Annotated in this window: 21 protein-coding genes and 1 riboswitch; of the genes, 8 read left to right on the top strand and 13 right to left on the bottom strand. The window is 58.8% G+C overall.

Annotated features, from left to right (window positions below; translation table 11 throughout):
- Positions 1–111 precede the first annotated feature (111 nt).
- Genes GTU76_RS17910 through GTU76_RS17890 form a run of 5 tightly spaced genes read right to left on the bottom strand, consistent with a single transcriptional unit; the run spans position 112 to position 4,202 of the window.
- Positions 112–753: an urea amidolyase associated protein UAAP2 gene (locus GTU76_RS17910; protein WP_175555111.1), complete on the bottom strand. Its 642-nt coding sequence runs from the start codon at positions 751–753 to the stop codon at positions 112–114.
- A gap of 11 nt (positions 754–764) precedes the next feature.
- Positions 765–1,490: an urea amidolyase associated protein UAAP1 gene (locus GTU76_RS17905; RefSeq protein ID WP_175555730.1), complete on the bottom strand. Its 726-nt coding sequence runs from the start codon at positions 1,488–1,490 to the stop codon at positions 765–767.
- A gap of 25 nt (positions 1,491–1,515) precedes the next feature.
- On the bottom strand, positions 1,516–2,304 hold the full coding sequence (locus GTU76_RS17900) for an ABC transporter ATP-binding protein (protein ID WP_180699218.1): 789 nt from the start codon (positions 2,302–2,304) through the stop codon (positions 1,516–1,518).
- Positions 2,301–3,116 carry an ABC transporter permease gene (locus tag GTU76_RS17895; protein WP_077571513.1) on the bottom strand — a complete coding sequence of 272 codons (816 nt, stop codon included), beginning with the start codon at positions 3,114–3,116 and terminating at the stop codon, positions 2,301–2,303. Before GTU76_RS17895 ends, GTU76_RS17900 begins: the two co-directional genes overlap by 4 nt.
- Positions 3,117–3,134: 18 nt before the next feature.
- Positions 3,135–4,202: a putative urea ABC transporter substrate-binding protein gene (locus GTU76_RS17890; protein ID WP_180699217.1), complete on the bottom strand. Its 1,068-nt coding sequence runs from the start codon at positions 4,200–4,202 to the stop codon at positions 3,135–3,137.
- Positions 4,203–4,265: 63 nt separating this feature from the next.
- A riboswitch (guanidine-I (ykkC/yxkD leader) is annotated at positions 4,266–4,366 on the bottom strand.
- A 282-nt stretch (positions 4,367–4,648) separates the two neighbouring features.
- Between GTU76_RS17890 and GTU76_RS17885 the strand changes: the two genes are divergently transcribed.
- The 5 genes from GTU76_RS17885 (at position 4,649) to GTU76_RS30285 (ending at position 13,321) form a co-directional block, all read left to right on the top strand.
- Entirely contained in the window at positions 4,649–4,912 is a 264-nt protein-coding gene (locus GTU76_RS17885) for a hypothetical protein (protein ID WP_093438415.1), read from the top strand.
- A 180-nt stretch (positions 4,913–5,092) separates the two neighbouring features.
- Positions 5,093–5,479: a hypothetical protein gene (locus GTU76_RS17880; protein ID WP_016984717.1), complete on the top strand. Its 387-nt coding sequence runs from the start codon at positions 5,093–5,095 to the stop codon at positions 5,477–5,479.
- Between the two features lie 195 nt (positions 5,480–5,674).
- Positions 5,675–6,919, top strand: coding sequence for a glycosyltransferase family 4 protein (locus GTU76_RS17875; RefSeq protein WP_180699216.1), 1,245 nt, complete (start codon positions 5,675–5,677; stop codon positions 6,917–6,919).
- A 1-nt stretch (position 6,920) separates the two neighbouring features.
- Entirely contained in the window at positions 6,921–7,775 is an 855-nt protein-coding gene (locus tag GTU76_RS17870) for a hypothetical protein (protein ID WP_180699215.1), read from the top strand.
- Positions 7,776–7,777: 2 nt separating this feature from the next.
- On the top strand, positions 7,778–13,321 hold the full coding sequence (locus tag GTU76_RS30285; RefSeq protein ID WP_180699214.1) for a calcium-binding protein: 5,544 nt from the start codon (positions 7,778–7,780) through the stop codon (positions 13,319–13,321).
- Between the two features lie 68 nt (positions 13,322–13,389).
- Here GTU76_RS30285 and GTU76_RS17860 read toward each other — a convergent pair whose 3' ends face one another.
- On the bottom strand, positions 13,390–14,502 hold the full coding sequence (locus tag GTU76_RS17860; protein WP_180699213.1) for an enoyl-CoA hydratase/isomerase family protein: 1,113 nt from the start codon (positions 14,500–14,502) through the stop codon (positions 13,390–13,392).
- Between the two features lie 132 nt (positions 14,503–14,634).
- Between GTU76_RS17860 and ung the strand changes: the two genes are divergently transcribed.
- Positions 14,635–15,327 carry a uracil-DNA glycosylase gene (gene ung, locus GTU76_RS17855; RefSeq protein WP_026000577.1) on the top strand — a complete coding sequence of 231 codons (693 nt, stop codon included), beginning with the start codon at positions 14,635–14,637 and terminating at the stop codon, positions 15,325–15,327.
- Positions 15,328–15,446: 119 nt separating this feature from the next.
- Here the strand turns inward: ung and GTU76_RS17850 are convergent, their stop codons facing one another.
- Genes GTU76_RS17850 through GTU76_RS17830 form a run of 5 tightly spaced genes read right to left on the bottom strand, consistent with a single transcriptional unit; the run spans position 15,447 to position 20,828 of the window.
- Positions 15,447–16,481 carry an AbrB family transcriptional regulator gene (locus tag GTU76_RS17850; protein WP_016984710.1) on the bottom strand — a complete coding sequence of 345 codons (1,035 nt, stop codon included), beginning with the start codon at positions 16,479–16,481 and terminating at the stop codon, positions 15,447–15,449.
- Complete coding sequence (locus GTU76_RS17845) at positions 16,474–17,988, bottom strand: tripartite tricarboxylate transporter permease (protein WP_016984709.1); 1,515 nt, start codon at positions 17,986–17,988, stop codon at positions 16,474–16,476. Before GTU76_RS17845 ends, GTU76_RS17850 begins: the two co-directional genes overlap by 8 nt.
- Before the next feature lies 1 nt (position 17,989).
- Positions 17,990–18,448 (bottom strand): tripartite tricarboxylate transporter TctB family protein, encoded by a 459-nt coding sequence (locus GTU76_RS17840; protein WP_016984708.1) that lies wholly within the window; start codon positions 18,446–18,448, stop codon positions 17,990–17,992.
- A gap of 56 nt (positions 18,449–18,504) precedes the next feature.
- Positions 18,505–19,482 carry a Bug family tripartite tricarboxylate transporter substrate binding protein gene (locus tag GTU76_RS17835; RefSeq protein WP_016984707.1) on the bottom strand — a complete coding sequence of 326 codons (978 nt, stop codon included), beginning with the start codon at positions 19,480–19,482 and terminating at the stop codon, positions 18,505–18,507.
- A 53-nt stretch (positions 19,483–19,535) separates the two neighbouring features.
- Positions 19,536–20,828 (bottom strand): OprD family porin, encoded by a 1,293-nt coding sequence (locus GTU76_RS17830; protein ID WP_175555103.1) that lies wholly within the window; start codon positions 20,826–20,828, stop codon positions 19,536–19,538.
- 235 nt (positions 20,829–21,063) lie between these two features.
- Between GTU76_RS17830 and GTU76_RS17825 the strand changes: the two genes are divergently transcribed.
- Both GTU76_RS17825 and GTU76_RS17820 read left to right on the top strand, forming a co-directional pair.
- Positions 21,064–21,735, top strand: a complete 672-nt coding sequence (locus GTU76_RS17825) for a response regulator (RefSeq protein ID WP_007898613.1) — start codon at positions 21,064–21,066, stop codon at positions 21,733–21,735.
- On the top strand, positions 21,728–23,113 hold the full coding sequence (locus tag GTU76_RS17820) for a sensor histidine kinase (RefSeq protein WP_016984705.1): 1,386 nt from the start codon (positions 21,728–21,730) through the stop codon (positions 23,111–23,113). Before GTU76_RS17825 ends, GTU76_RS17820 begins: the two co-directional genes overlap by 8 nt.
- Positions 23,114–23,177: 64 nt before the next feature.
- Here the strand turns inward: GTU76_RS17820 and GTU76_RS17815 are convergent, their stop codons facing one another.
- Positions 23,178–23,999 carry an HDOD domain-containing protein gene (locus GTU76_RS17815; RefSeq protein ID WP_016984704.1) on the bottom strand — a complete coding sequence of 274 codons (822 nt, stop codon included), beginning with the start codon at positions 23,997–23,999 and terminating at the stop codon, positions 23,178–23,180.
- A 35-nt stretch (positions 24,000–24,034) separates the two neighbouring features.
- On the bottom strand, positions 24,035–24,976 hold the full coding sequence (gene ygfZ / locus GTU76_RS17810; protein ID WP_175555101.1) for a CAF17-like 4Fe-4S cluster assembly/insertion protein YgfZ: 942 nt from the start codon (positions 24,974–24,976) through the stop codon (positions 24,035–24,037).
- Between the last annotated feature and the right edge of the window lie 30 nt (positions 24,977–25,006).

Below are 25,006 nucleotides of genomic sequence, written 5' to 3'. Positions count from 1 at the left end.
CGCGAGCAAGCTCGCTCCCACATTTTGATCAGGGTTGTTTGGGGGATTTCAGGCACTGCCCGGAACGCGCCTGGCACAGGGCAAACAACCAACGGCGCAACCGGCTGATTTTCAGTTCCATACCAGCAGCTCCGCAGGTGTCGGGTTGTAGGCGTTGCATGGGTTGTTCAACTGCGGGCAATTGGAAATCAACACGATCACATCCATCTCGGCACGCAAATCGACGTACTTGCCCGGCGCCGAAATCCCGTCCTCGAAGGTCAGCCCGCCATCCGCCGTTACCGGCACATTCATGAAGAAATTGATGTTCGGCCCGATGTCACCTTTGCCCAGTCGCCCATCATGGGCGCAGGCGCGCAGGTAGTTGTCGCGGCAGCTGTGCATGTAGCGTTTTTCCAGGGCGTAGCGCACGGTGTTGCTCTCTTGCGCGCAGGCGCCGCCGAGGGTGTCGTGGCGTCCGCAGGTGTCGGCGACGATGGTCAGCATGGCGTGGCCGAGGTTGGAATACAGCACGCTGCCGGTGCTCAGGTAGACGCTGTTCTGCCGACGCAAGGTGCGCTGCACATCGTAGCGTTCCTTGGGATTGGCGAGGCTGTAGAACAAAGTGTCGATTGCCTGGTTACCTTCCAGATCGAGAATGCGCAGGGTCTGGCCGGCCTTGACCTCCATCAGCCACGGCTCACCGGCCGGGATCGTGGCGCGGTACACCGCTGCGTCGGGTTGGTTTTGCGAAGTGGCGATAGCAACTGACATGGCAGCGATCCTCAGGCGAACAAACGGTCGGTGTTGATAAAGCCGCGCTCATTTTCCGGGCGCGAGGTGCGGCAGTGTTCGGCGACGCTGGCGTCGGCATTCATCCAGCTCAGCTTCAGTGGTTTCGGTGCGTATTCCGGCGCCGGATCCATCGGGTGTTGCAGCGCGGTGAGCACCACCAGCGTGTCCATCGGCGCGTACAGTTCGATGTAGTCGCCGGCCTTGGAATTGCCCTCGACGAAGTGGAAGCGTCCAGCCTCATCGACATTCACCCGGCTGAACAGATTGAGGGTCATCAACAGATCGGAGAGGCCCAGCCCCCACTTGCCGAGTTCCACCAGCAGGTTGTCAGTGCCGTTGCGGAAGAAGCCGTTGCGCAGTTCCTGATAGCGGCCCTGGCCGTACTTTTCTGCGACCTCTTCGGCGCAGAGCACGCCGCCGAGGCTGTCGCTCCAGCCGCAGGTATCAGCAGTGATCGCGGCGAGTACGCGACCCATGTCCGAGTACAGGCAGTGGCCCGTGGTGAGCTTGGCGGTGTGTTGGCATTTGAGGCTGTCGGGCAGGTTCAGCCGTTCGGTTTTTTCATTGGCGTTGAGCAGGGTCAGGCTGACGTTGGCGCCGCCGCGCAGATCGGTCAGGCGCAGCAATTGGCCGCGCTTCAACACGAAGGAACGGTGGCCTCCGCCGGGGAGCATTTCTTCGGCGAAGGGTGGGAACAGTTGGGTCGAATCGGTCATCGGTTTATTCATTGAAGAAGTCCTCTCAAGCGGTGCGAAGGGCGCCTGCCAGTGGCAACGGCAGGGCGTCGACGGCGGCGCGTTGGGCGCGGCGGTCGCTGTTCAAAGGGATGTCGTAGGTGATGCGTGCGCCATAGGCGCCGGGGGCGTGCGGGTCGAGACGCACCTTGTCGAACACCAGCAGACGGGTGCCGAGGCTGAAGCCTTCGGACAGGTCATGAGTGACCATGAACACCGTCAGTTTGGTCTCGCGCCATAGCTCCAGCAGCAAGGCGTGCATGTCTTTGCGGATGCCCGGATCGAGCGCGCCAAACGGTTCGTCGAGCAGCAACACCCGTGGTTTCATGATCAGCGCCTGGGCTATCGCCAAGCGTTGCTGCATCCCGCCGGACAACTGCGCCGGGTACTTGTCCAGCGCATGGCCGAGGCCGACCTTGTGCAGCAACGCCGCTGCCTGTTCGCGTGCCTCACGTTTGGCGCTGCCGAACAACCGCCCCAGCAACGGCGCACGCGGCAGTTCGAGGCCGAGGGCGACGTTGTCCAGCACGCTCAAATGCGGGAATACCGAGTAGCGCTGGAACACCACGCCACGGCTGGCATCCGGCTCGCTGGCCAGCGGTTGACCGTCGAGCAGAATCTCGCCGCGACTTGCCGTTTCCTGGCCGAGCAGCAGGCGCAGGAACGTCGATTTGCCGCAACCGGACGCGCCGACCAAAGTGCAGAATTCACCCTCGTTGACGCTCAGGTTCAAGCCTTCCAGCACCACTTGATCGGCGTATTGCTGCCAGACGTTTTTCACGGTGATGAAGCTCATTTGGCCGCCCCCTCATACCAAGGGAAGGCGCGACGGGTCAGGTACTTCAGGCCCCAGTCCATCAGCCAGGCGAGGAGGGTGATCCACACCACGTACGGCAGAATCACGTCCATCGCCAGATAACGCCGCACCAGAAATATCCGGTAGCCGAGGCCGTCGGTGGAGGCGATCGCTTCGGCGGCAATCAGGAACAGCCACGCCGAACCAAGCATCAGCCGCAACGAGATCAACAAACGCGGCAACAGTTGCGGCAGCACTACGCGCAGCATCAATGTCCAGGTCGAGGCGCCGAGGGTCTGCGCCTTGATCAGCAGTTCGACGGGAATTTCCCGCGCGCGTTGTTCGAGATCGCGAGCAAGCGCCGGGGTAATGCCGATGACAATCAGCATGACTTTCGACAACTCGCCCAGACCGAAAACGATGAACAGAATCGGCAGAATCGCCAGCGGCGGCACCATCGACAGCACCGTCAGCAGTGGCGACAACGGTGCGCCGAACAGCGGCAGTGTGCCGGCAGCGATGCCCAGGCACAGCCCGGCGAGTGCAGCGATGCCGAGACCAATGGCCAAGCGCCGCAGACTCGACGCGGTGTCCTGCCACAACAGGTAGTCACCGGTGCGGCTGTCGGCATTGAAGGCCAGGCGTTTGACCGCATCAGTCATCTGCACGGCGCTGGGCAGCAGTTTGTCGTTGGGGTTGTCCGCCAGGCGCTCGGCCGAGCCCATGAAGTAGGCAAACAGCAACAGGGCGAACGGCAGGATCACCAACAACAGGCGACTCGGGCGATCCGGGTGGCGATTGATCAGGCGCATGGCCAAATCCTCCGTGGCTTACAGCTTGGCGTCGGCGGCCATCTGCACGTAGGTCGGATCGAAACGCAGCTTGAGGTTGCCGGTGTCGCCACTGGTCACGCCGTTGGCGAAAGCCATGCCGACCGCGCTGGTGTCTTTCGCGCCTTCGCCGAGCAAGCCGTGCTGGAAGGAGAACTCGGCGACCTTGCGCATGGTTTCCGGCAGCTGTTTGCTGGTGGCGAAGTTCAGCGCTTCGCTGGGTGTGGCGAACAATTTGGTGGTGTCGAGTTGCGCCTGGAATCCCGCCAGATCGGTGCCCGAGGCCTTGGCCATATGCTCCAGCGCGGCTTTGCTCGCAGCGTTCTTGGCGTTCATCAGCTCGACCACTTCGAACCACGCGCCGGTCAACGCTTTGCCCAGCGCCGGGTTGTCTTTGAGGGTGGCGCTGTTGACCACCATCATGTCCATGATCTCGCCGGGGATCTGGCTGGAGTTGAACACTTCGGTCACGCCCGGCTTGGCCTTGATGTCCGAGAGCATCGGGTTCCAGGTAGTGACGGCGTTGACCTGTTCGGTGTTGAAAGCGGCGGAGATATCGGCGTCGGAAGTGTTGACCACTTTCAGGTCTTTTTCGGTCAGATCGACCGAGTCCAGCGCGCGAGCCAGCAGGTAGTGCGAGACCGACAGTTCGACCAGGTTGACGTCCATGCCCTTGAGATCGGCGACTTTCTTGCCGTCGCCCTTGAGGACGATGCCGTCGTTGCCGTTGGAGAAGTCGCTGACGATCAGTGCAGTACTGTCGACGCCGCCCGCCGCTGGAATGGTCAGTGCGTCCATGTTGGTCATGGTGCAGCCGTCGAACTGGCCGGCGGTGTACTGGTTGATCGATTCGACGTAATCGTTGAGCTGTACGACGTCGATCTTGATGCCGTACTTCTTCGCCCATTTGTCGACAATGCCCTGGCTGCCAGCGTATTCCCATGGCATCCAGCCAGCGTAAATCGTCCAGCACACGCTGAAGTGGTCTTTCTGGGCGGCGGGGGCTTGGCTGCTGATGAGCGTGGCGAACGCGGCGGCGAGCAGGGCGGGCAAACGTAGTCGGGTCATGGTGGATTCTCCAGTTGATCAAGGGCGGACAGGAAGGCAACGCGGCACCGCGAACGGTGGCTTGTCTCCCGGGCTTTTGTCCCGCCGTGTAACCTCAACTGGAGGTCGCCAACTCTCGGACCAGCCACTCGCGATTGCGAGCCGGAACCCTAGTCAGCCATTGCAAATTGTGGTGCCGCGAACCTGTGATGACTCCTGCACGGGTTTGCTAAAGCGAGACGCGTGCCAAGTCGCGTCAGGCGCTCTGGCACGGGCGCGCGGGTTGCCTAGGTTGGTGGCGAGGCTGCTGAGGCGCTTTGAGTTGGTGCGCGGCTGCACCGTGATGCAGCGTCTTTGCCGCTGATCCGATGGTTTTGGCGTGTTGGCACTCGGCATGGCTTTGCCAGTCAAAACAGATGTCAGCCGGTCTGTGCCGACTGCTGTCGCGGGTCTTTCAGGAGGCCGCCATGCTTATTCAAAAAACATTGCGAAGGGTGCTGCTGGGAGCGGTGCTCGGTTTGGGTCTGTCCGGTTGTTATTACTACGCCGGACCCTACGATGCTTATCCGTCTACCTACTACTATCCCGGCTATTACTCACCTTATTCCTACGGTGGTTATTACGCTCCGCGCTACTACGGCGGCGCGCGTTATTACCACGGTGGCTACGGCTATCGAGGCGGTTACGGACGGGGTTATCACGGCGGCGGATATCACGGTGGCCACCATTGATCAGCGGCTGAATGACAGCGTTTTCCAAATGAACAGGATTTCATCAATCACTTGTTTCAACTTGTTGCAGGAACGCACCAGATGCCGAAAACGCTGTCTGATTTTTCGACAGTCACCGATTAAATGACTGTCGCCTGCCAGCGTCGCTGGTGTGGCCAACCCGCGGTCCAGGAGGCCGCCATGTATAGACGAATTCTTCTACTTGCTGCGTTGATGTTTTCCGTTGCCGGTTGCGTCCCGTACTCCTACGCGGACTCGTATTACAGCTCAGAGGTCTACACATCACCTGCCCCGGCCTACTACAACACGGGTGGCACGTATTACGCGCAACCACGCTACTACCAGCCAGCACCGCGTTACTACCAGCAACCGCGCTATTACCAATCGGCGCCGCGTTACTACCAGCCGGCTCCACGTTATTACGAAAGCCGTCGCTGGCACGACAATGATCGCGGGCGTTGGGATGGCCATCGTCGCGGCGGTTGGGATAACGATCACCGCGGTCGCGGCAACTATGACCGACACAGTGGACGTGGCGACCACAACGGACGTGGCAACCGCTGGTAGATCCACGCAAATGAAAGCGGCGCAATTAGCGCCGTTTTTTTATGCCCGTCGAAAAATCGTCCCATTAGCCATCTCCTAGGGCATTCCCAGACGCTTCCTACAGTTTCATTTCCTTGCATTTGTTAGCGTCTGTTCGTGCCGATCAAGGTGAGCAAAACTCAGTTCAACAGCGGCGAATAAAAGGACGATGCCGCTATGAAGCTTCTTGTTATTCACCAAAACTTTCCGGGCCAGTTCCGTCATGTGGTGCTGGCGGCGATTGACAGGCGTTATGAGGTTTTGGCGATAGGTCGGGATACGGCGCCGGGTATCGCAGGGGTGAAAATATATCGATACCGCGCTGCCAGCCGAGCACCGGGCGGTATTCACCCCTACCTGACCCGTTACGAACAAGCGGTGACTGATGGACAGAAGGTTTTTGAAATTCTGAGCCGGCTGAAACATTCGGGTTATCGGCCGGACGTGATTCTCGCTCATCCCGGATGGGGGGAAACGCTCTTCGTCAAGGATGTCTATCCTGACGCGCCACTTATTCACTATTGCGAATATTACTATCGGGCGCAGGGCGCAGATTCCGGGTTCGACCCTGAATTCCCGCGCGCAACAAGAGAGTCATCAAGGCTGCGAGTGCTCAATTCGCTGCATCTTTTGAATCTCGAGCAATGTGACATTGCCATTGCGCCCACGCGGTGGCAGCGCAGTCTGTTTCCGGCCGCTTATCAGTCGGCCATTCGGGTTATTCACGAGGGCGTCATTCAAGGTTCTTGCTTGGCGAAAGTTGGGGGCGTCAGGTTGCCCAATGGCGCCGAACTGAGAGCCGGGCAGCCGATCGTTACTTATGTCGCGAGGAATCTTGAGCCTTATCGCGGGTTTCACAGTTTTATGCGAGCGATCCCGCATATTCAGGCTGAGTGTCCCGATGCGCAGATAGTCATAGTCGGCGGTGATGACGTCAGTTATGGGGGTAAGCCGGTTGGCTATGCAAATTGGCGCAGCAGGATGGAGGCAGAGGTAAGTTTCGATCATTCCACCGTTCATTTCACAGGGAAGCTTCCTTACCGGACTTACCGGGCAGTTCTGGAATGTTCGAAGGTTCATGTTTATTTGACGTATCCGTTTGTTTTGTCGTGGTCGTTACTGGAGGCGATGGCGTCTGGGTGTGTGGTAGTAGCGTCGGATACGGCTCCGGTAAGGGAGGTGATCGTTGATGGTCACAATGGGTTGCTGGTGGACTTCTTCGATCATCACGCTATTGCCAAACGTATTGCCAGGGTTCTTGATTCCGTTGATGAGTACGACAGCCTTCGCCGCGCCGCGAAGTTGACGGCGAGCAGATTTGATCTGGAGTACGGCACGAAACAATACTTTGAGGTATTTGAAAGCGCGATGTTCGGGCATCTTAAGAAACAGCCTGCTCGTCAGTTTGACAGGGAGATTTGAAATGCTCCGGATGTCGCGCAAGCAATGGGTTAAATGGTTTAAGAAGTTGTTGAAATACGGCTTGTTTATTTATGCCTGTTATTGCGTGGTGGATTTTTATATCCGTGAAGAACAAGTCGCCGAGGCGATGGCAATCTATTACGCGGATCAGGAGGCCTGTCAAAAGAAGCTGGCGAGCATGAAGCAGGTGCCCATACTGGGCGGCAGCTATGTGGATAAGACTCTGGTGCCGGAGTTTTATGTGGGCATGCCTGAATTGTCGAATAAGAAATCGTGCCTTGCCAATACGCTCAAGGGGCATTTCTGGTGGACCGGGACGGGTCTCCGCCGGTACCAGGATCAGAGCCTGAAGTCGATTCCTGAAAGTTGGCGTCTTTATAAATTGACCGCCGGGCTTTATACAAGAAAAGAAACTACCGAACCCCATGAGCGGGGCTATCGGCACGTCAACTGGCCGGATGAGTTGATTGTGAAGTTGAAAAATTATCCTGGGCTGGAGCTTTGGCTTAATGCACCTCCGCCGCATTTCAAGAATGTGGATTCCGTTCGAAAGTTTGTCATGGCGGACTGGCCTCGGCGTGATGGCACCCCTCGATTGATAAGCTGTAACGGCTTGATTCGCCCGGCTGCTGAGGAAGAACTGACTGATGAGAAATTGGCAAAGCTCAGCAGAACCGAATTGGAAAACCTGGATTTTGGAACTTTGAACTTTTTTTGCACTGTGGAGTTACACAGCTTTGACTTTTCCGGTGGGCACGGTCGGGTAAGTCTCGGTCTATCGTCATTACGCGAATCACCTGAAATGCTTAAGTTTCTCAGTAGCTATCTTTCACGCTCTGTTATTACAAGGAAGTAACGATGAGTTATGTTTTTAATGATCTGGAAAAATCAGAAATTTTAAATGCAGCAAATATGTGCAAGGGGCTGATGTTCGATTCTGAGGATATTGAATATCTTGCGCTGAAATTAACAGGGGCTAGCTGCGCTCCCCTGTATAAAAAGCTATTCGATATTATCGGTGGAAAAGTATCCGAAGTTACCGCTGTAGACAAAGACGCCGGAAAAATTCTGAAAAGCGCCAGGCTCTGGCTTGCCGTGGCCATTGATGCCAACGGTGGAAACGGTGCCTACTCCGCCCTGATTCGCGGTTATACCTCGCGGCAAGGTGAACTGAGATTGAATAAAATCTTCAGTGAAGACCTGATGCAGCTGTCATCGAATCAGGTCGCCGCCAATTTCATCAATACCCTGATCGACGGATCCCTAGCGGGTCGACTGGCACCCTGGACGGTTCCGTCCATCAGCCAGATTGCAGAGATTGATGCCAGTGCGATCGGCAAGGCACTGTTCAGTGAGGCTTGTGGAGAGAAGGATACAGCCGTGAGCCATAACGCCGGTTGGTCCGGGACCGTCGGATTCAGCCTGTTGGGTGGAGCGCCGCCCTATGAAACCTGGAGATTGATCTCCGCTGGTGATTCTCAGGGGGAAGATGGCGGCCCGCCGACTCAAGCAAAAGCCAACAGGCTCGATGACTATAAAAACATTCTGTTCGCCATCGATTCATACAGTGTCGGCCTGCGGGCGGCGATCAGCAATTTCGGCGTCAACCCATTGCAAAGTCTGCTTTCGGTGGTGCCGGAGCAAATCAATATCGCCCTCGCCAGTGGCAGCCTCAATCCGCTGATTCAGCATGTGGTGAAAGGCACGCCGGTTTCCGTCGTGGTCGACCTGATATTGCGCTATGGCCAGAACGAATTCCTCGACATGTTCAAGCGCACCTACGACGGCGATTCAGCAGCCCCACCTACCACCGATGAAACCTTCGCCACCAACGCTTACGCCTTCTTCTCGGCATTTTCACCAGAGCAGTCCCAAAGCATCGTCACCCGATCAATAGGTGAATACGGAAACGCGAATTCATGGGCAAAACTGGCTGGCGAGTCGACCCCCATCGGCATGTCGTTGCGCAATTCCCTGAAGCAACTAAGCGAAATCGTCATTGAACGCGATGACGGTTATCCCGGACGCGGACTGGAACTCTACGATCCGCTGACCGGCGAAGGTTTCATCACCGCGCAATGGCTCGCCGATCGTGCGCAGATGTTGGCCCGGTTGATTGCCCGAACCCAGGGCTCGTTTGCAGAACAATCGCTGCAGAAGTTTTCCTACTCCGATCTTGCTTCAGCCAAACAGGTGCCGATGACCACCGGTGTGTTGAACCCGCTGGTCATGTTCGGTGATGACGGCGCGCGGTCTTTCGCGGGCGGTGCGAACACTGATCATCTGTATGGTGGCGCGGGCAATGACACGATCAACGGACTGGCAGGTCACGATGTCATCGAGGGTGGACGCGGCAACGACTTGCTTGCCGGAGGCGACGGCAATGATGCGCTGTACGGAATGGCCGGCGATGATGTTCTGGTCGGCGGCAAGGGTAACGACTCTTTGATCGGTGGCGAAGGCAGCGACCGCTATGAGTTTTCCAGCGGTGATGGCATCGATGAGATCTTCGATGCCAACGCAAACGGACAGCTGTGGATCAACGGCGCGCCGATTCCTTCACTCAAACGCCGCGCCCCTTTGAGCGATATCTGGTCTACCGAGGATCAGGCCATCACCCTGACCCTCATCGAAGAACTCACTCAACCCACGCTCAACATCAAATATGGTCTGAACGATCTGGTCGTTATCAAGAACTTCCGCCCGGGGATGCTGGGTATCCGACTTCCTGAATACCAAGGTCATACGGTCTCTGCTCTCGATCTGGTTCTCCAGGGCGACTGGAAAGCGAAAGATACCGACCCCAATGTTCCCGGGGATCAGTTCTCATACGATGAGTTGGGCAACGCCTTGCTATTGGCCAACGTAAAACAGAGAAACAAGGCCGATGTGCTTTACGGCTCAGCCAAGGACGACATCATTCTCGGACTTGGCGGTTCTGATCGATTATTCGGCAAGGCCGGAAACGATCAGTTATTTGGGGATAAACAGACGACGCTCGAAAAGGCCATGGCTGCTGGCGACTCTAAAGGGAAAGCAACTCGCGGCGATTGGCTTGATGGAGGGGCAGGCCACGATTTGCTCATCGGTACGGCATCCCAGGACGTGCTTCTGGGCGGTAACGATCGGGATACGCTGATTGGAGGTTCGGGAGATGACGTTTTATCAGGGGATGAGACGACCGGCGCGCTGGAGCAGAAATGGGGATTCAAACGCGTCGACATGCTTATAGACGGTGGTGTCACCAGTCACCGAACTGTCTTGTCAAAGGCCTCCTTTAATAGTTCGACGCAGGGCGATAACGATGTTCTCTACGGCCAGGGCGGTCGCGATGTTCTCAATGGTGGATGGGGCGACGATCTGCTTGATGGCGGAACTGAAGATGATCTTCTTGGAGGGGATGGCGGGAATGACACGCTGGCCGGAGGAAGCGGTAACGACACAATGATGGGAGATAACCTCGACTGGGGCGGTGGCCTGCAAAGCAAACACCATGGCAACGATGTATTGGACGGTGGCAGTGGCGATGATTGGCTCGCTGGTAACGGTGGAAACGACGCGATTTATGGTGGTCCAGGCAATGACACTCTCAAGGGCGATGACGATGTACTGAACGGCGTTGCCGGTGACGCCGCACACTTTTTTGGAAGTGACCTGCTCGACGGTGGCGCGGGAGACGACACACTCTGGGGCGGTGGGGCGGGTGATCTGCTGTTCGGAGGTGAAGGTAACGACGCGCTGGCCGGGGATTATGCTGAGCATCCGGTTCGTTATCACGGTAATGACTTACTTGATGGTGGAGCGGGCGATGACACACTTCAGGGAATGGGTGGCTCCGATACCCTGATCGGTGGGGCAGGAGCTGACGCGATGGATGGCGATGTGTCCAACCTGCAGTCAGGTGGAATCAACAATGATTACCTTCAAGGCGATGAAGGGAACGATACCCTTTTGGGTGGCTTGGGCGCCGACACACTTTATGGCGGCGCTGATGATGACATTTTATCCGGCGACTACGAGCAGACAGCGGAGGCTGAACACGGCGCAGATTATCTGGACGGTGGTTCAGGTAACGATACCTTGCTGGGCGGTGGTGGCGACGACACGTTGTTGGGCGGGGAGGGTGTAGACCACCTTCGTGGCGATTCAGGCAATAACGTTTTTGATGGTGGTGCCGGTAACGACGTGCTGGAAGGCCATGGCGGTGCAGATGTCTACTATTTCGGCGCGGGTGATGGTCTGGATATTGTTACCGATACCGGCGGCCGCAACATCATCAGGTTCGGCGCAGGCTTTTGCGCACAAAGTCTGAAAGCCGACATTATCGAAGTTGCCGTCGGCACGGTATTGCGGCTGGCCAATGGCGCGGGCGACGCGATACTCATCAAGAGTCACGAGCAGTGGAAGGATTCCACATTCAGTTTCAGCGATGGTGTTGTACTTGGTTATGAGGATGTCCTGCGCAAAACATTGCCGCCGATAAAGGTGCCCGAGTCACCTGTACCGGAAGTTGTAACTGCCTCAGGAATCCAGCAAAGCAAAGTTGAAGATCCGGTTCAGCCAGACGATTTAACCACCGCGGCGCAACGTCCTGTGGCATCTGATCACCCCGTTGACTGGACTGAAAAATTCCTCGCGCAAATCAAATCCAGGCGCTACGCCCGCAAACATGCCACAGGTTTCACCTTGAGTGATCAAGGCGTCTGGGTTCGCAGTCATATCACGACTAGCGACACCGGTTACATCACTCACACCGAGCTGAGCGATGACAGCGTCGAAGCGGGAACACTGTCTGAAACGCCGCCATGGATGAAGGTTGATGCGGGGCATGCCGTGGTCAGTGACAGGCAGTCGAAAACCACAACCCGTGTCGAACATAAACAGGTGAAAGCCGATGGGGCGATAGCCTCTTCTAGGCAGGCGCCTCGCTATTATCGATCCGGCTCGGCCACCGGCTTTTCATTCAATACGGGAGATGTATTGGTTGAAGACCGTAAGGAATCCGGCGCGCTTGAGGGCTGGTACATCTATCCGGCAGCAAGCTTCGGTTCGGGGGAAACGGTGCCCAAGGCATTTCGCTGGGATGTCACAACTGAAACGATCAAACGCAAAATCGTCTCTGGCGACGATGTCGGCGGGCGAGTCAACGTTGAAGTGGAAAACGTTTTCCACGGCGGCGCGGGAGACGATCTGATTGTCGCTTATGCAGGCTCCCCACTTGACTACGGCACTGTCGGCGACAGAACACCGGGCGCGTTTTTATCCGCAGGTGCAGGTGACGATACCTTGCTGGGCTCCGAGGGCGCCGACTATCTGGTCAGCGGGGCAGGGGATGATTGGCTTTATGGTGAAGACGGTGCCGACACCTACATCGTGCAAGCGCACGCCGGAGCAACTACCACGATTGCGGATGTGCCGAACCCTGTTTTCCACCGAGCAGAAGTTGGCGCAGCGGGGTGGAAAGACGAGTACGGGTTGATCGATCAGGACACGGTCGTCCTTCCAGCAGACGCGCAGCGCGATGCACTGCAATTGAGCTGGGGTGCTGCGCTGATAGAAACCACACATGTCGAGCTGGAACCCAACCCAGTTCGCGGGGCACACCGCAATCCGCCAAGAGCGAAAATGCTCCATCCGACACTCGATATCAATTGGGGTGGGATACAGAAAGTTCGTATCGTCTTGCCCCTCAACGGTGACCTTGAGGGGGCCGGGATTGAGCTCTTGAATTTCGCCGATGGGGCGGTCGTGAGTTTGAAACAACTCTTGGAGTCAAGTCAGCTGGGCCCTGCGCCCGAGACTTTTCATACGGGTGTAACCGTTAACAATTCAACGCGTTTTACGTCTCTGCGAGACGGAAGGGCGCTGCCGTTAGTCGGTGGTCGAGGCAACGACACGATAAGCGGCGCGGGGGAAATCCGAGGCATGGAAGGGGATGACGTGCTCACGGGCAGCCCCGGTGATGATCTGCTGTTGGGTGGGCCGGGCAATGACACGCTAACCGGCGGCGCCGGAAATGATATCTACCGATACGATGGCCTCGGCAGGGACGTGATCATCAATCGCGGAGAGGGCTTTGACGGGATCGACTTTTTCGAACGCAGGCTGACGATCGACAACTTGAAGTTTCACCGTGAGCGCGATGATCTGGTGATCGTGGTGGATTACGGCATGGCACCGAAAATCCGGGTTTCCAATCATTTTTCCGCAGGCGAAAGCGCTATCGGCTTCATAAGAGTCAGCGAAGGAACAGCGACTCAAGACTACAGCGCGATGCAGATTGCTGAACGTCTGCATCCTCTTCCGCCATTGAGGGATGTCGAAGACATTTTGATAAAGGGCGACGAAGAAGCGCAGCGGGCGTTGACGGAGATCATTCAGTTTTACGAGCTGAATGTCTGAGTCGTATGGCGACCGATTGAGCCAGCTCGCGATGGGAATCCAGTCGTCATCGCGAGCATCGCGTCAGTTCAATACTGCGTCAGATCCGCCAACGGATGCCGCCCCTCCCAGACCTTGTGAAAGTGCGCCTCGACTACCGCATCCGGCACGTTATTGATATCCGGCCAATGCCAGTGCGGCTTCTGATCCTTGTCGATCAACCGTGCACGAACCCCTTCGCTGAATTCCGGATGCCGGCAGCAATTGAGACTCAGGGTGTATTCCATCTGAAAAACTTCCGCCAGCGACATGTGCCGGGCGCGGATGATCTGTTCCCAGACCAGATGCGCGGTCAGCGGTGAGCCTTCGCTCATGGTTTTCGCCGCGCGGGCGATCAAGGAGTCGCTGCTGTCGCGTTGCAGGCTGATGGCTTTCCACGCACAGGTGACGTCACTGACATCCAGTAATTCATCAATTTGCTGACGACGCGGCAGCCACTGCGCTTCGGGCATCTGCGCCACGGCTTCCTGTTGCAACGCCTTGAGCAGGCTGTTGAGTTGCACGTCGGTCTGTTCCTGCCAATTGAGCTGCAACAGGCCTTCGATCAGTTGTGGTTGTTGTTCGTCGAGCAGGAAGCGGTCGGCCAGATCCAGATCGATCGCATCACGAGCGTTCATGTGCGCACCGGTCAGGCCGAGGAACAAACCGAGCTTGCCCGGCAGCCGGGCGAGAAACCAACTGGCGCCGACGTCCGGATACAAACCAATGCTGATTTCCGGCATCGCCAGACGGCTGCTCGGCGTGACAATCCGCGTACTGGCGCCTTGCAGCAGGCCCATACCGCCACCGAGCACGTAACCATGGCCCCAGCAGATCAACGGTTTCGGATAGGTGTGCAGGCTGTAATCCAGGCGATATTCCGCGCTGAAAAACTGCGCGGCCAGTGGCGGAACTTCACCAGGATGGGCGCGACAGGCCTCAACCAGACTGCGCACCTCGCCGCCGGCGCAGAAGGCCTTGGCACCGTTGCCGCGCAGCAACACACAGACGATTTGTGGATCCTTGGCCCAGGCGTTCAGTTTGTCGCTGAGGGCGTTGATCATCGGCAGGGACAGCGCGTTCAGCGTTTTTTCAGCATCCAGGCTGGCGATACCGATGCGGGCGCCGTCGGTGCCGGTGAGTTCTTCGAAGTGCAGATTCATCGTGACCTCGATCGGGAATTTGAACGATCAGTATGATCGTTGTGTGGGAAAGTGCCGGATCTGTGTCAGAGCAATTGACAAGCGTGGTCGGCTTTCCTAGGGTTCGCCCCATTGTTTTTGCCGGGTATGACCATGACTGCTGACGACCGTATCAAACTCGAACCGAGCTGGAAGGAGGCACTGCGTGCTGAGTTCGACCAACCTTACATGGCAGAGTTGCGCCAGTTTCTGCAGCAGGAGCGGGCGGCCGGCAAGGAAATCTATCCGCCGGGGCCGATGATTTTCAACGCACTGAATTCGACGCCGCTGGATAAAGTGAAAGTGGTGATCCTCGGCCAGGACCCGTATCACGGCCCGGGTCAGGCCCACGGTTTGTGCTTTTCGGTGCAGCCGGGCGTGCCGGCGCCGCCGTCGCTGGTCAACATCTATAAAGAGTTGAAGCGCGACCTCAACATCGACATTCCCAATCACGGTTACCTGCAGAGCTGGGCCGATCAGGGCGTGTTGATGATCAACACCACCATGACCGTCGAGCGCGCCAACGCCAATGCGCATAAAGACAAGGGCTGGCAGTTTTTCACCGACCGGATCATTGAACTGGTCAGCGAGCGCCAGCCGCATCTGGTGTTCATGCTTTGGGGCGCCCATGCGCAGAGCAAGCAGAAGCTGATCGATGCGACCAAGCATCTGGTGCTGACGTCGGTGCATCCGTCACCATTGTCGGCATATCGCGGGTTCTTGGGTTGTGGACACTTCAGCCGGACCAACAAGTTTCTCGAGCAGAATGGCGAGACGCCGATCGAGTGGCGTTTGCCGTCGATTTGATCGGTTGGCTGAGCGGGCCCCTTCGCGAGCAAGCTCGCTCCCACATTGGTTTTGCGGCGTTCACATGACCAATGTGGGAGCGAGCTTGCTCGCGAAGAAGGCAACTCGGTCTTGCAGACTTACTCGGGATTACGATTCCAGTACTTGAACAACGGCTCCGCCAGAAACAGCACAAACAGCAACCGCATCACCTGCATCGCCGTCACCAACGGCACCGACAATTGCAGCGTCTCCGCCGTCAGACTCATCTCGGCAATCCCGCCGGGCATCATGCCCAGCGTCAGCGAACGCAGATCCAGATGGGTCAAAGCACTCAACCCCAACGCCGCCAGTGTCGCAATCAACATGGTCAACGCCGTGCCGATCAATGTCCGCCCCATGAATGAAGGCGCACGGCGGAAAAACTGCCGATTGAAGTGACAACCCAGACCGCTGCCAATCAACCACTGACCAATCTGACTGCCGCCATTGGGCAAACCAATGTGTAAATCCCAGCCAATGCTCACCGCCGCACTCACCAGCAACGGTCCGAACAGCCACGGATTGGGTTGGCGCAAACGCTGCCAGAGCCAGGCGAGCAGACCGCCCGCCGGAAACAGAATCGCCAGCCAGTACCAATCGACGCTGCCAGCGTGAGAAATCGGGTTGCCATCGCCGAGCAGGTACTTGAACGCCGCCGGCACACACAGCACCACCACCAGCACCCGCAAACTTTGCCCCGCCGCGACGTGGCTGAGCATCGCGCCGTTACGGGCGCCGAGGTTGACCATCTCCCCGGAACCGCCGGGCATGCTGGAAAAAAATGCTGTGGCGCGATCCTCGCCGGTGCGGCGCATCAGCCAGACGCCGACCACCGCCGACAAACTGGTGACCAGCGCACCGAAGAAGATCAATCCGAAATGACTGAGCACCTGCTCCATCACCACCGGGGTGAAGTGCAGGCCAATCCCGATGCCGACGATCCACTGACCGCACTTGCGGCCGCCAGGGATTTCCGTCAGTTGCCACGGGGTCAGGCAGCGCACGAGGATGATCGCCAGCAACGAGCCGACCATCCACGGCAGTGGCCAGCCGATCTGGCTGGCGAGGTAACCGCCAAGCAGACCGACCAGCGGGGTTCCCCACCAGGATTTCAGTGAAGCGCGATCAAACATCGGCAATGGCGCGACGCGCGACCGAACGTTTGCGCCAGATGCGGATGATCGGCATCAGCAGCATGATCGCCGTCAGCACCCAGACACCGAGGGTGATCGGGCTCGACCAGAGGATTTCCAGCGCACCGTTGGAGATCGACAGGGCGCGACGCAGGTTCTGCTCCATCAACTCACCGAGGATGAAGCCCAACAGCAGTGGCGACAGCGGGAAGTCCAGCTTGCGCAGGATGTAACCGAAGATGCCGATACCGATCATCAGGAACAGGTCGAACGTAGTGGCGTGCACCGCGTAGACGCCGATCCCGGTGATGATCGCGATCACTGGCACCAGTGCCCAGTTCGGCACGGCAAGGATGCGGGTGAAGATGCGGATCATCGGGATGTTGAGGATCACCAGCATGATGTTGGCGATGAACAACGAGGCGATCAGGCCCCAGACGATGTCCGGTTGCTGCTGGAACAGCAGCGGACCCGGGGTGATGTTGTACAGCGACAGGGCGCCGATCATCACCGCCGTGGTGCCCGAGCCGGGTACGCCGAGGGTCAGCATCGGCACCAGCGCACCGCAGGCTGCGCCGCCGATCGCGGTTTCCGGCGCGGCGAGGCCACGGGGGTCACCTTCACCGAACTTGCCGCTGGCGCCGGCCAGACGTTTTTCGGTCATATAGGCCACGGCACTGGCGAGGGTCGCGCCGGCACCCGGCAACACGCCCATGATGAAACCCAGCACGCCGCAACGGACGTTGACCACGAATACCGAGGCCGCTTCCTTGAAGTTGAACATCATCCGGCCGGTGGCTTTCACCGCTTCCTGGCCATGGTGGGTTTTTTCCAGCAGCAGGAGAATTTCGCTGATCGAGAACAGACCCAGCACCAACACGACGAACTGAATGCCGTCGGTCAGGTGAATGTTGTCGCCGGTGAAGCGGTACACACCGCTGTTGGCATCGATGCCGACCGTTGACAGGAACAGACCGATCAACGCGGCAATGAATGTTTTCAGCGGACGGTCACCGGCCATGCCGCCGAGACAGACGATCGCAAACACCATCAGCACAAAATATTCCGCGGGGCCAAAAGCAATCGCCCATTTCGCCAGCAACGGTGCGAAGAGGACCATGCCGCAGGTGGCAATGAACGCGCCTATGAACGAACTCCACGCCGACAGCGACAGCGCCACACCGGCAAGGCCTTTGCGGGCCATCGGGTAACCGTCGAGGGTGGTCATCACGGTGGAGGCTTCGCCTGGAATGTTCAGCAGGATCGAACTGATCCGGCCGCCGTATTCGCAGCCCAGATACACCGCTGCCAGCAGGATCAACGCCGACTCCGGTGGCAGGCCGAGGGCAAATGCGATCGGGATCAGCAATGCTACGCCGTTGATCGGGCCCAGGCCCGGCAACAGGCCGACGACGGTGCCGATCAGTGTGCCGCACAGCGCAGTCACCAGGTTGTACGGGCTCAGCGCGACGCCGAAACCCTGACCCAAATAGCCAAGAGTATCCATATCAGTTCTCCAGAACGCTGAGCAGGCCGAGAGGCAGCGGAACGTCCATTACACGGTCGAACAGCAGGTAAAGACCGATCGCCATCAGGCTGATGATCACCACACTCGGTAGCCAGCGGCCGCCGTACAGGCGAGCCATCGGAACGCCGGTGATGATGCTGGCGATGATGAAACCCAGGGGTTCGAACGTGCCGGCGAATACCAGCAGCAGGACGACGCAAGCGGCGATCTTGATCAGGGTTTCGCGATCCAGTGGCGGCTCGTCATCGCTGTGTTTGATCGGTGCCGGGCGGAACACCATGTACAGCAGCGCCGCGCCCATCAGGCCGAGCATCAGCAGAGGGAAGGCGCGCGGGCCCACCGGTTCGTAGGAAAAAGCCGCTTGGTACGGCCACGCCATCAGTGCCAGGCCGGCACAGACCAGCAACAGCACTGAGGCGAAAATGCGTTGAATAAGCATGGGAGCTCCTGTGCCGCGTCCCCGTCATCGGGAACGCAGCCGCTAGACAGAGGCGATCACTGGATCAGGCCGAACTCTTTGGCCAGCACTTTGTAGTCCGCCACCTGCTTCTTCACGTAGGTGTCCAGTTCCGGGCCGGTCATGGCGAACGGGAACAGTTCACGCTGATCGCGCAGCTTGGCGAAATCCTCGGAGGCCAGCAGTTTGTCGAACGCGTCTTTCCACCAGGCGTAGTCTTCATCGCTGACTTTTGGCCCGAGGTAGAAGCCGCGTACCACTGGCCAGACAATGTCATAGCCTTGCTCGCGAGCGGTCGGGATGTCTTTCATCTCCGGCTCGTCGAGACGTTTGTCGGCGAACACCGCGAGCAGGCGCATGTCACCGCTCTGGATGTGCGGCATGGAGTCGGAGATGTCGGTACTGCCGACCTGGATGTGCCCGCCGAGCAGGGCCGTGGCGATTTCTCCGCCACCTTCGAGCGCCACGTAACGCAGGTCACGCGGGTTGATCCCGGCAGCCTTGGCGATCAGTGCAGTTTGCATCCAGTCCTGGCTGCCGACGGTGCCGCCGGAGCCGATCACCACGGAGCTTGGATCTTTCTTCAGTGCCTGAACGAGATCGTCGAGGGTCTTGTAGGGCGAATCGCTCTTCACCGCGATGGCGCCGTAGCTGGTGCCAACCGCTGCCAGCCAGCGCACGTTGGTCTCATCGAAGCGACCGAACTTGCCCTGAGCCAGGTTCAACAGCGAACCGCTCGACCACGCCACCAGCGTGCCGGCATCGGCCGGACGTTGCGCGACCACGGCGTTGTACGCCACCGCGCCGACACCGCCGGGCATGTAGGTCACGCGCATCGGTTTGGTCAGCAGTTTCTGGTTGACCAAGGCGCTCTGCGCCAGTTTGCAGGTCAGGTCGAAACCACCGCCGGGGGAAGCCGGGGCGATACATTCCGGACGTTTCGGTTCGGCCATCAGTTGGCCGGCAAACAGGATGCAACTGGCGGCCAGTGCAACTTTACGCAGTGACAGGTTCATTCGATTCTCCACGGGCATTGTTGTTATTCGACGTGTTTTTCACTTACGGGCATTTACCAAAGTGCAACGCTATAGCTCACCAGCAAACGCACTTCGTCTGCATCGCGAGCCGAGTAGTTGGAGCGGTAAGTGGCATTACGCAAACGCACGGCGACATCCTTCAAGGCGCCGCTTTGTACTACATATTTGATCTCGGTGTTGCGTTCCCACTCTTTGCCTTCTTCACCGTTCTTGAGCTTGATGTTGTCACCGCTCAAGTAGCGGCTCATGAAGCTCAGGCCTGGAATGCCAAGTTTGGCGAAGTCGAAGTCGTAGCGAGCCTGCCAGGAGCGTTCTTCAGCACCGGCGAAGTCGTTGATCTGCACGAAGTTGACCAGGTACGGGTCGCTGCCATCGACATAAGGGAAGGCGCTGTCGCCAGACATGTGCTGATAACCGGCGCTGAACTTGTGGCCGCTCAGCGCATAGCTGACCAGACCGTTGAGCGAGCGGTTGTCGATCTCGCCACCACGGGCTGCGCCCTGGTCATCACTGACGGCAAAACGCAGGTCGGTGGCAAACGTGCCTGGGCCCATCGGACGTGAGGCCACGAGACCGAAGAAGTGCTGGTTGTAGACTTCGTCGAGCTGGGCGAAGTGGTAACTGCCGGTGATCTTGTCGGTGAACTTGTAGTCCACGCCGCCAAAATCAAAGTGCTTGCCGGCAGCGGTGCCAGCAAAACGGCTGTTCTTGTTGTTGAGGGCGATGTCCTCGAAATCGGTGCTGTCGCGATCCTTGGCTTTCTCCAGTCGACCACCGGTGAAGGTCAGGTTCTTGATCTCTTTGGAGGTCAGCAAGCCACCTTCAAAGGTCTGCGGCAGGATGCGCCCGTCGTTGGGCTTGAGGATCGGCAGTTCAGGAATCAGGCTGCCGATTTTCAGCTCGGTGGCGGAAATTTTTACTTTGCCGGTCAGGCCGACTTTCGAGTACTCGTCTGCCGCGCGCCCATCGTCGTGGGTCGGCAGCAGGCCGGTGCCGGTACGGTCCGGGCTTGAATCGAGTTTGACGCCGAGCATGCCTAACGCATCGACACCGAACCCCACGGTGCCGTCGGTGTAACCCGATTGCAGATTGAGCATGAAGCCCTGGGCCCATTCATCACGCTTGGATTGCTGGGCGCTGGTGCCATCGCGAAAGTCGCGGTTGAAATACATGTTGCGGGTTTCGAAAGTGGCGCTGCTGTCTTCGATGAAGTCGGCAAAACTCAACGGCGAAAAACCGGCAAGAGCGGCGGCACTGGCAAGGGCGGTGTGGCTGAAACGGGAAGGGCGAGCAGGCACAGGTGCCTTGGTCTGCATGGACGGCATGCGGGGTACTCCGTTTATTGTTCTTATTGGTCGAAAACGCTTCGTGGCGTTTTTCTTTACGCTGTGTGGCATCAGCGACGGCAGTCGGAACTGTCCGTGGGCCGACTCTAACGGGCTAACCTTTCGCTAACCTTTCAGCAGACTTTCACGGCTTTCGGGCTTCACAGCGGCGGTTGCGGCTGTAAACTCCGCGGCAAAGCGTGGCGCCGGCCATCCCTGAACGAGGTAAAAATCCATGCGTGTCCTGCTCGTCGAAGACCATCTGCAACTGGCCGAAAGTGTCGCTCAGGCGCTCAAGAGCACCGGTCTGACCGTGGATGTGTTGCACGATGGCGTGGCCGCCGATCTGGCCTTGAGCAGCGAGGAATACGCCGTGGCGATCCTCGATGTCGGCTTGCCGCGCATGGACGGTTTCGAGGTGCTCGCGCGCTTGCGCGCACGCGGCAAGAATCTGCCGGTGTTGATGCTGACGGCGCGCAGCGATGTGAAGGATCGCGTCCATGGCCTCAATCTCGGCGCCGACGATTACCTCGCCAAGCCTTTCGAGCTGACTGAACTGGAAGCACGGGTCAAAGCCTTGCTGCGCCGCAGTGTACTGGGCGGCGAACGCCAGCAGCGCTGCGGCGTGCTGGCCTACGACCTTGACACCCGGCGCTTCACCCTCGGCGAGGAATTGCTGACGCTGACGTCCCGCGAACAAGCGGTGCTGGAAGCACTGATCGCCCGCCCAGGTCGGGTGATGAGCAAGGAACAGTTGGCCGCGCAGGTGTTCGGCCTCGACGAAGAAGCCAGTCCCGACGCGATCGAAATCTACGTGCACCGTTTGCGCAAAAAACTCGACGGCCAACCGGTGGCGATCGTGACTTTCCGCGGCCTCGGCTATCTGCTGGAAAGCCGCGATGCATAAGCCCAGCAGCCTGCGCTGGCGCTTGCTGTGGAACCTCGCATTGCTGCTGGTGGTGTTGATGCTCGCCAGCGGTTTGAGCGCGTACTGGAATGGTCGTGAAGCTGCCGACACGGCCTACGACCGCACGCTGCTGGCCTCGGCGCGGACCATCGCCGCAGGCCTGTCGCAACGTGACGGTACATTGAGCGCCGATGTGCCCTACGTCGCACTCGACACCTTCGCTTATGACAGCGCCGGGCGGATTTACTATCAGGTCAACGATATCCATCAGAAGCTGATTTCCGGCTACGAAAACCTCCCCGGCCCTCCACCGGGGACGCCGCGCACCGACAGCTATCCCGCGTTGGCGCGTTTCTACAACGCCACCTACAAAGGGCAGAACGTGCGCGTGGTCAGCCTGCTGAAAGCAGTGACCGAACCGAACATGAACGGCATGGCGGAAATCCGCGTCGCCGAAACCGACGAGGCGCGGGTGAGCATGGCGCGCAGTCTGGCCGCCGATACCTTGCTGCGTTTGGGCATGCTGGCGATTGGCGCATTGTTGCTGGTGTGGTTTGCGGTCAGTGCCGCCTTACGACCGCTGGAGCGGTTGCGCACGGCGGTGGAAGAGCGTCAGCCCGACGACTTGCGCCCGCTGCCATTGGTCGAAGTGCAGCATGAACTATGGCCGCTGGTGCGCGGGCTCAATCACTTCACCGAACGACTGCGCGGTCAGTTCGAACGGCAGGCGCAGTTCATCGCCGATGCGGCCCATGAACTACGCACACCCTTGGCGGCGCTGAAGGCGCGACTTGAATTGGGGCTGCGTTCAAACGAACCCGAGACGTGGCGCACGACATTGGAATCCTCGGCGCAAAGCACCGACCGCCTGACCCATCTGGCCAATCAATTGTTGTCACTGGCGCGCGTCGAAAACGGCGCGCGGGCGATTGCCGAGGGTGGTGCGCAGTTGCTCGATCTGAGCCAGTTGGCCCGAGAGCTGGGCATGGCCATGGCACCACTGGCGCACAAGCGCGGGGTAGCGCTGGCGCTGGAGGCGGACGAACCGGTGTGGTTGCGCGGTGAGCCGACGCTGCTGAACGAACTGCTGAGCAATCTGGTGGACAACGCTTTGGCGCATACGCCACCGGGCGGTAACGTGATATTGCGGGTGACGGCGCCAGCGGTGCTTGAGGTTGAAGATGACGGGCCGGGCATTCCGTTGGAGGAGCGCGACCGGGTGTTTGAGCGGTTCTACCGGCGTAATCAGCAGGTGGCGGGTTCTGGCCTGGGCTTGGCGATTGTCGGCGAGATCTGTCGGGCGCATCTGGCGCAGATCAGTCTGCATGATGGTGAGCAGGCGGGGTTGAAGGTGCGGGTCAGTTTTATCGCCGGGTGATTCTGCGGTGTTCTTGCCGGCCTCTTCGCGAGCTTGCTCGCGAAGGTCGCGCCTCGGTCTCGGATCAGTAAAACATCGTCCGCGACTCTTCCAGATCTTCACACAGCGCTTTGTTTTCCGGATCAATCCCAAGCTTTCTGAACGCCGGAACTGTCATTGGATCAATCCGCGCAAACGGATGATCAGTGTCCTTGTGGCAGTACAGACTGGCCACTTGCACCAGATCGACATAGTCGATGGCAGTCGAATCGCGCTTGAAGTCTTGATAGCGCCCCGGCAGTTCCACCAGCCGCTCAGGGAACTCCCAGACCCGCAGCAACTTGTCGCCAAGCAGCGGGTGAATATGGTCGATTACATGATTGAGGCTGACCGGATCCGACAACAGTTCGTAGTGATCCTCGGCGTAAGTCAGAATCGGCAGCACGCCGATCTGATGCACCAGCCCACCGAGCGCGGCCTGATCAGGTTTTAGCTGTGTGTAGCGGCGGCACAATGCATAACTGACCCCGGCAATCTCCAGGCTCTTGCGCCAGACTTCGCGCATCTTCTGTTCGACCACTTCTGAGCGGGCGTGGAAGATCTGCTCCATCACCAGACCAATCGCCAGGTTGCTGCTGTAGTTGATGCCTAATCGGGTGATGGCGGTGTGCAGGTCGGTGACTTCCTGTGCAGCGCGCAGCAGCGGGCTGTTGACCACTTTGATCAGGCGCGCCGACAGCGCGGTGTCACGGCCGATCACTTTGCTCAGGTCGCTGACGCTGATTTCCGGGTCTTCAGCGGCCTTGCGAATCTGCAGGGCCACTTCCGGCAACGTGGGCAGAACCAGGTCATCGTTATCGATGGCCTCAACCAAATCCTGTTGGACTTTTTCCGCCAGTTCGCTCATTTAAACTCTCTAGGGTGTTGCAACAAATGCTGCGATCAGCGCTGGATTTCGCGGTCGCGATCCAGTTCGTAAGGCAGGTCGAGCAGATGCAGCGCGGGACCTTCGAGGGTGCCCAGATGCAAATCACCGGCTTCGGCTGCTTCGGCCTGCAGCACCGCCAGGAGTTCAATGTTTTGCCCGGCCTTGGCGGCCAGCACCACTTCGCCGATGGAGCTGTTGTGGCTTGGCGCGAACAATTGCGTGCCAGGCTCCGGCAACTCGGCAGCGTCCAGGCTCAGGTGATACAGACGACGCTTGAGTTTGCCCAGGTACTGCATGCGCGCGACGATTTCCTGGCCGGTGTAGCAGCCTTTCTTGAAGCTCACGCCGCCGACGGCTTGCAGGTTGAGCATCTGTGGGATGAACAGCTCGCGGGTGCTCGGCATGACCTGGCCGATACCGGCACGGATCTGGCCCAGCAGCCATTGATTCAGCTCGGCTTCAGACAGGACTGCGGACAATTTGGCTTTGATCGCGTCAGCCTGATCGGCCGGCGCCCAGAGTTCGGCGCGATCCGGCGAGACGCGAATGGCGATCAGGCCTTCGCTGCGCACGACGCTGTCGGTTTCTGCCGGCAGGTCCAGACCGAGGCTGGTCAAGGCACTGTCGCCATGTGCCAGGCCGAAGCGCACCCAGGCGGCGCTTTCGTCGGTCAGTTTCGACTTGGAGAACACCGCGTACTTTTTCAGGTCCGCCAGTTGCGGCTCCAGCAGCTCGCTGGCCATCGCCAGCACCACGCCGTCACCTTCGAGCAGAATGCGGAAGCTCGACTGCATCCGGCCTTTCTGCGTGCAACGTGCGCCAAGGCTGGCACGGCTGTCGCTCAGGTAATTAAGGTTGCAGGTCAACTGGCCTTGCAGGAATTTTCCGGCATCCGCGCCGCGAACCGCGAGAACGCCTTCATGAGACAGGGTGCAGAAAAAAGCAGAATCGGCCATGGGTCATCGCAGGGTAAATAGACTGGGGCA

It is taken from the genome of Pseudomonas crudilactis (assembly GCF_013433315.1).
GTDB classification, from domain to species: Bacteria; Pseudomonadota; Gammaproteobacteria; order Pseudomonadales; family Pseudomonadaceae; genus Aquipseudomonas; species Aquipseudomonas crudilactis.
The sequence above is the reverse complement of the archived record's forward strand: the minus strand, read 5'-3'. Positions and strand labels throughout refer to the sequence as shown.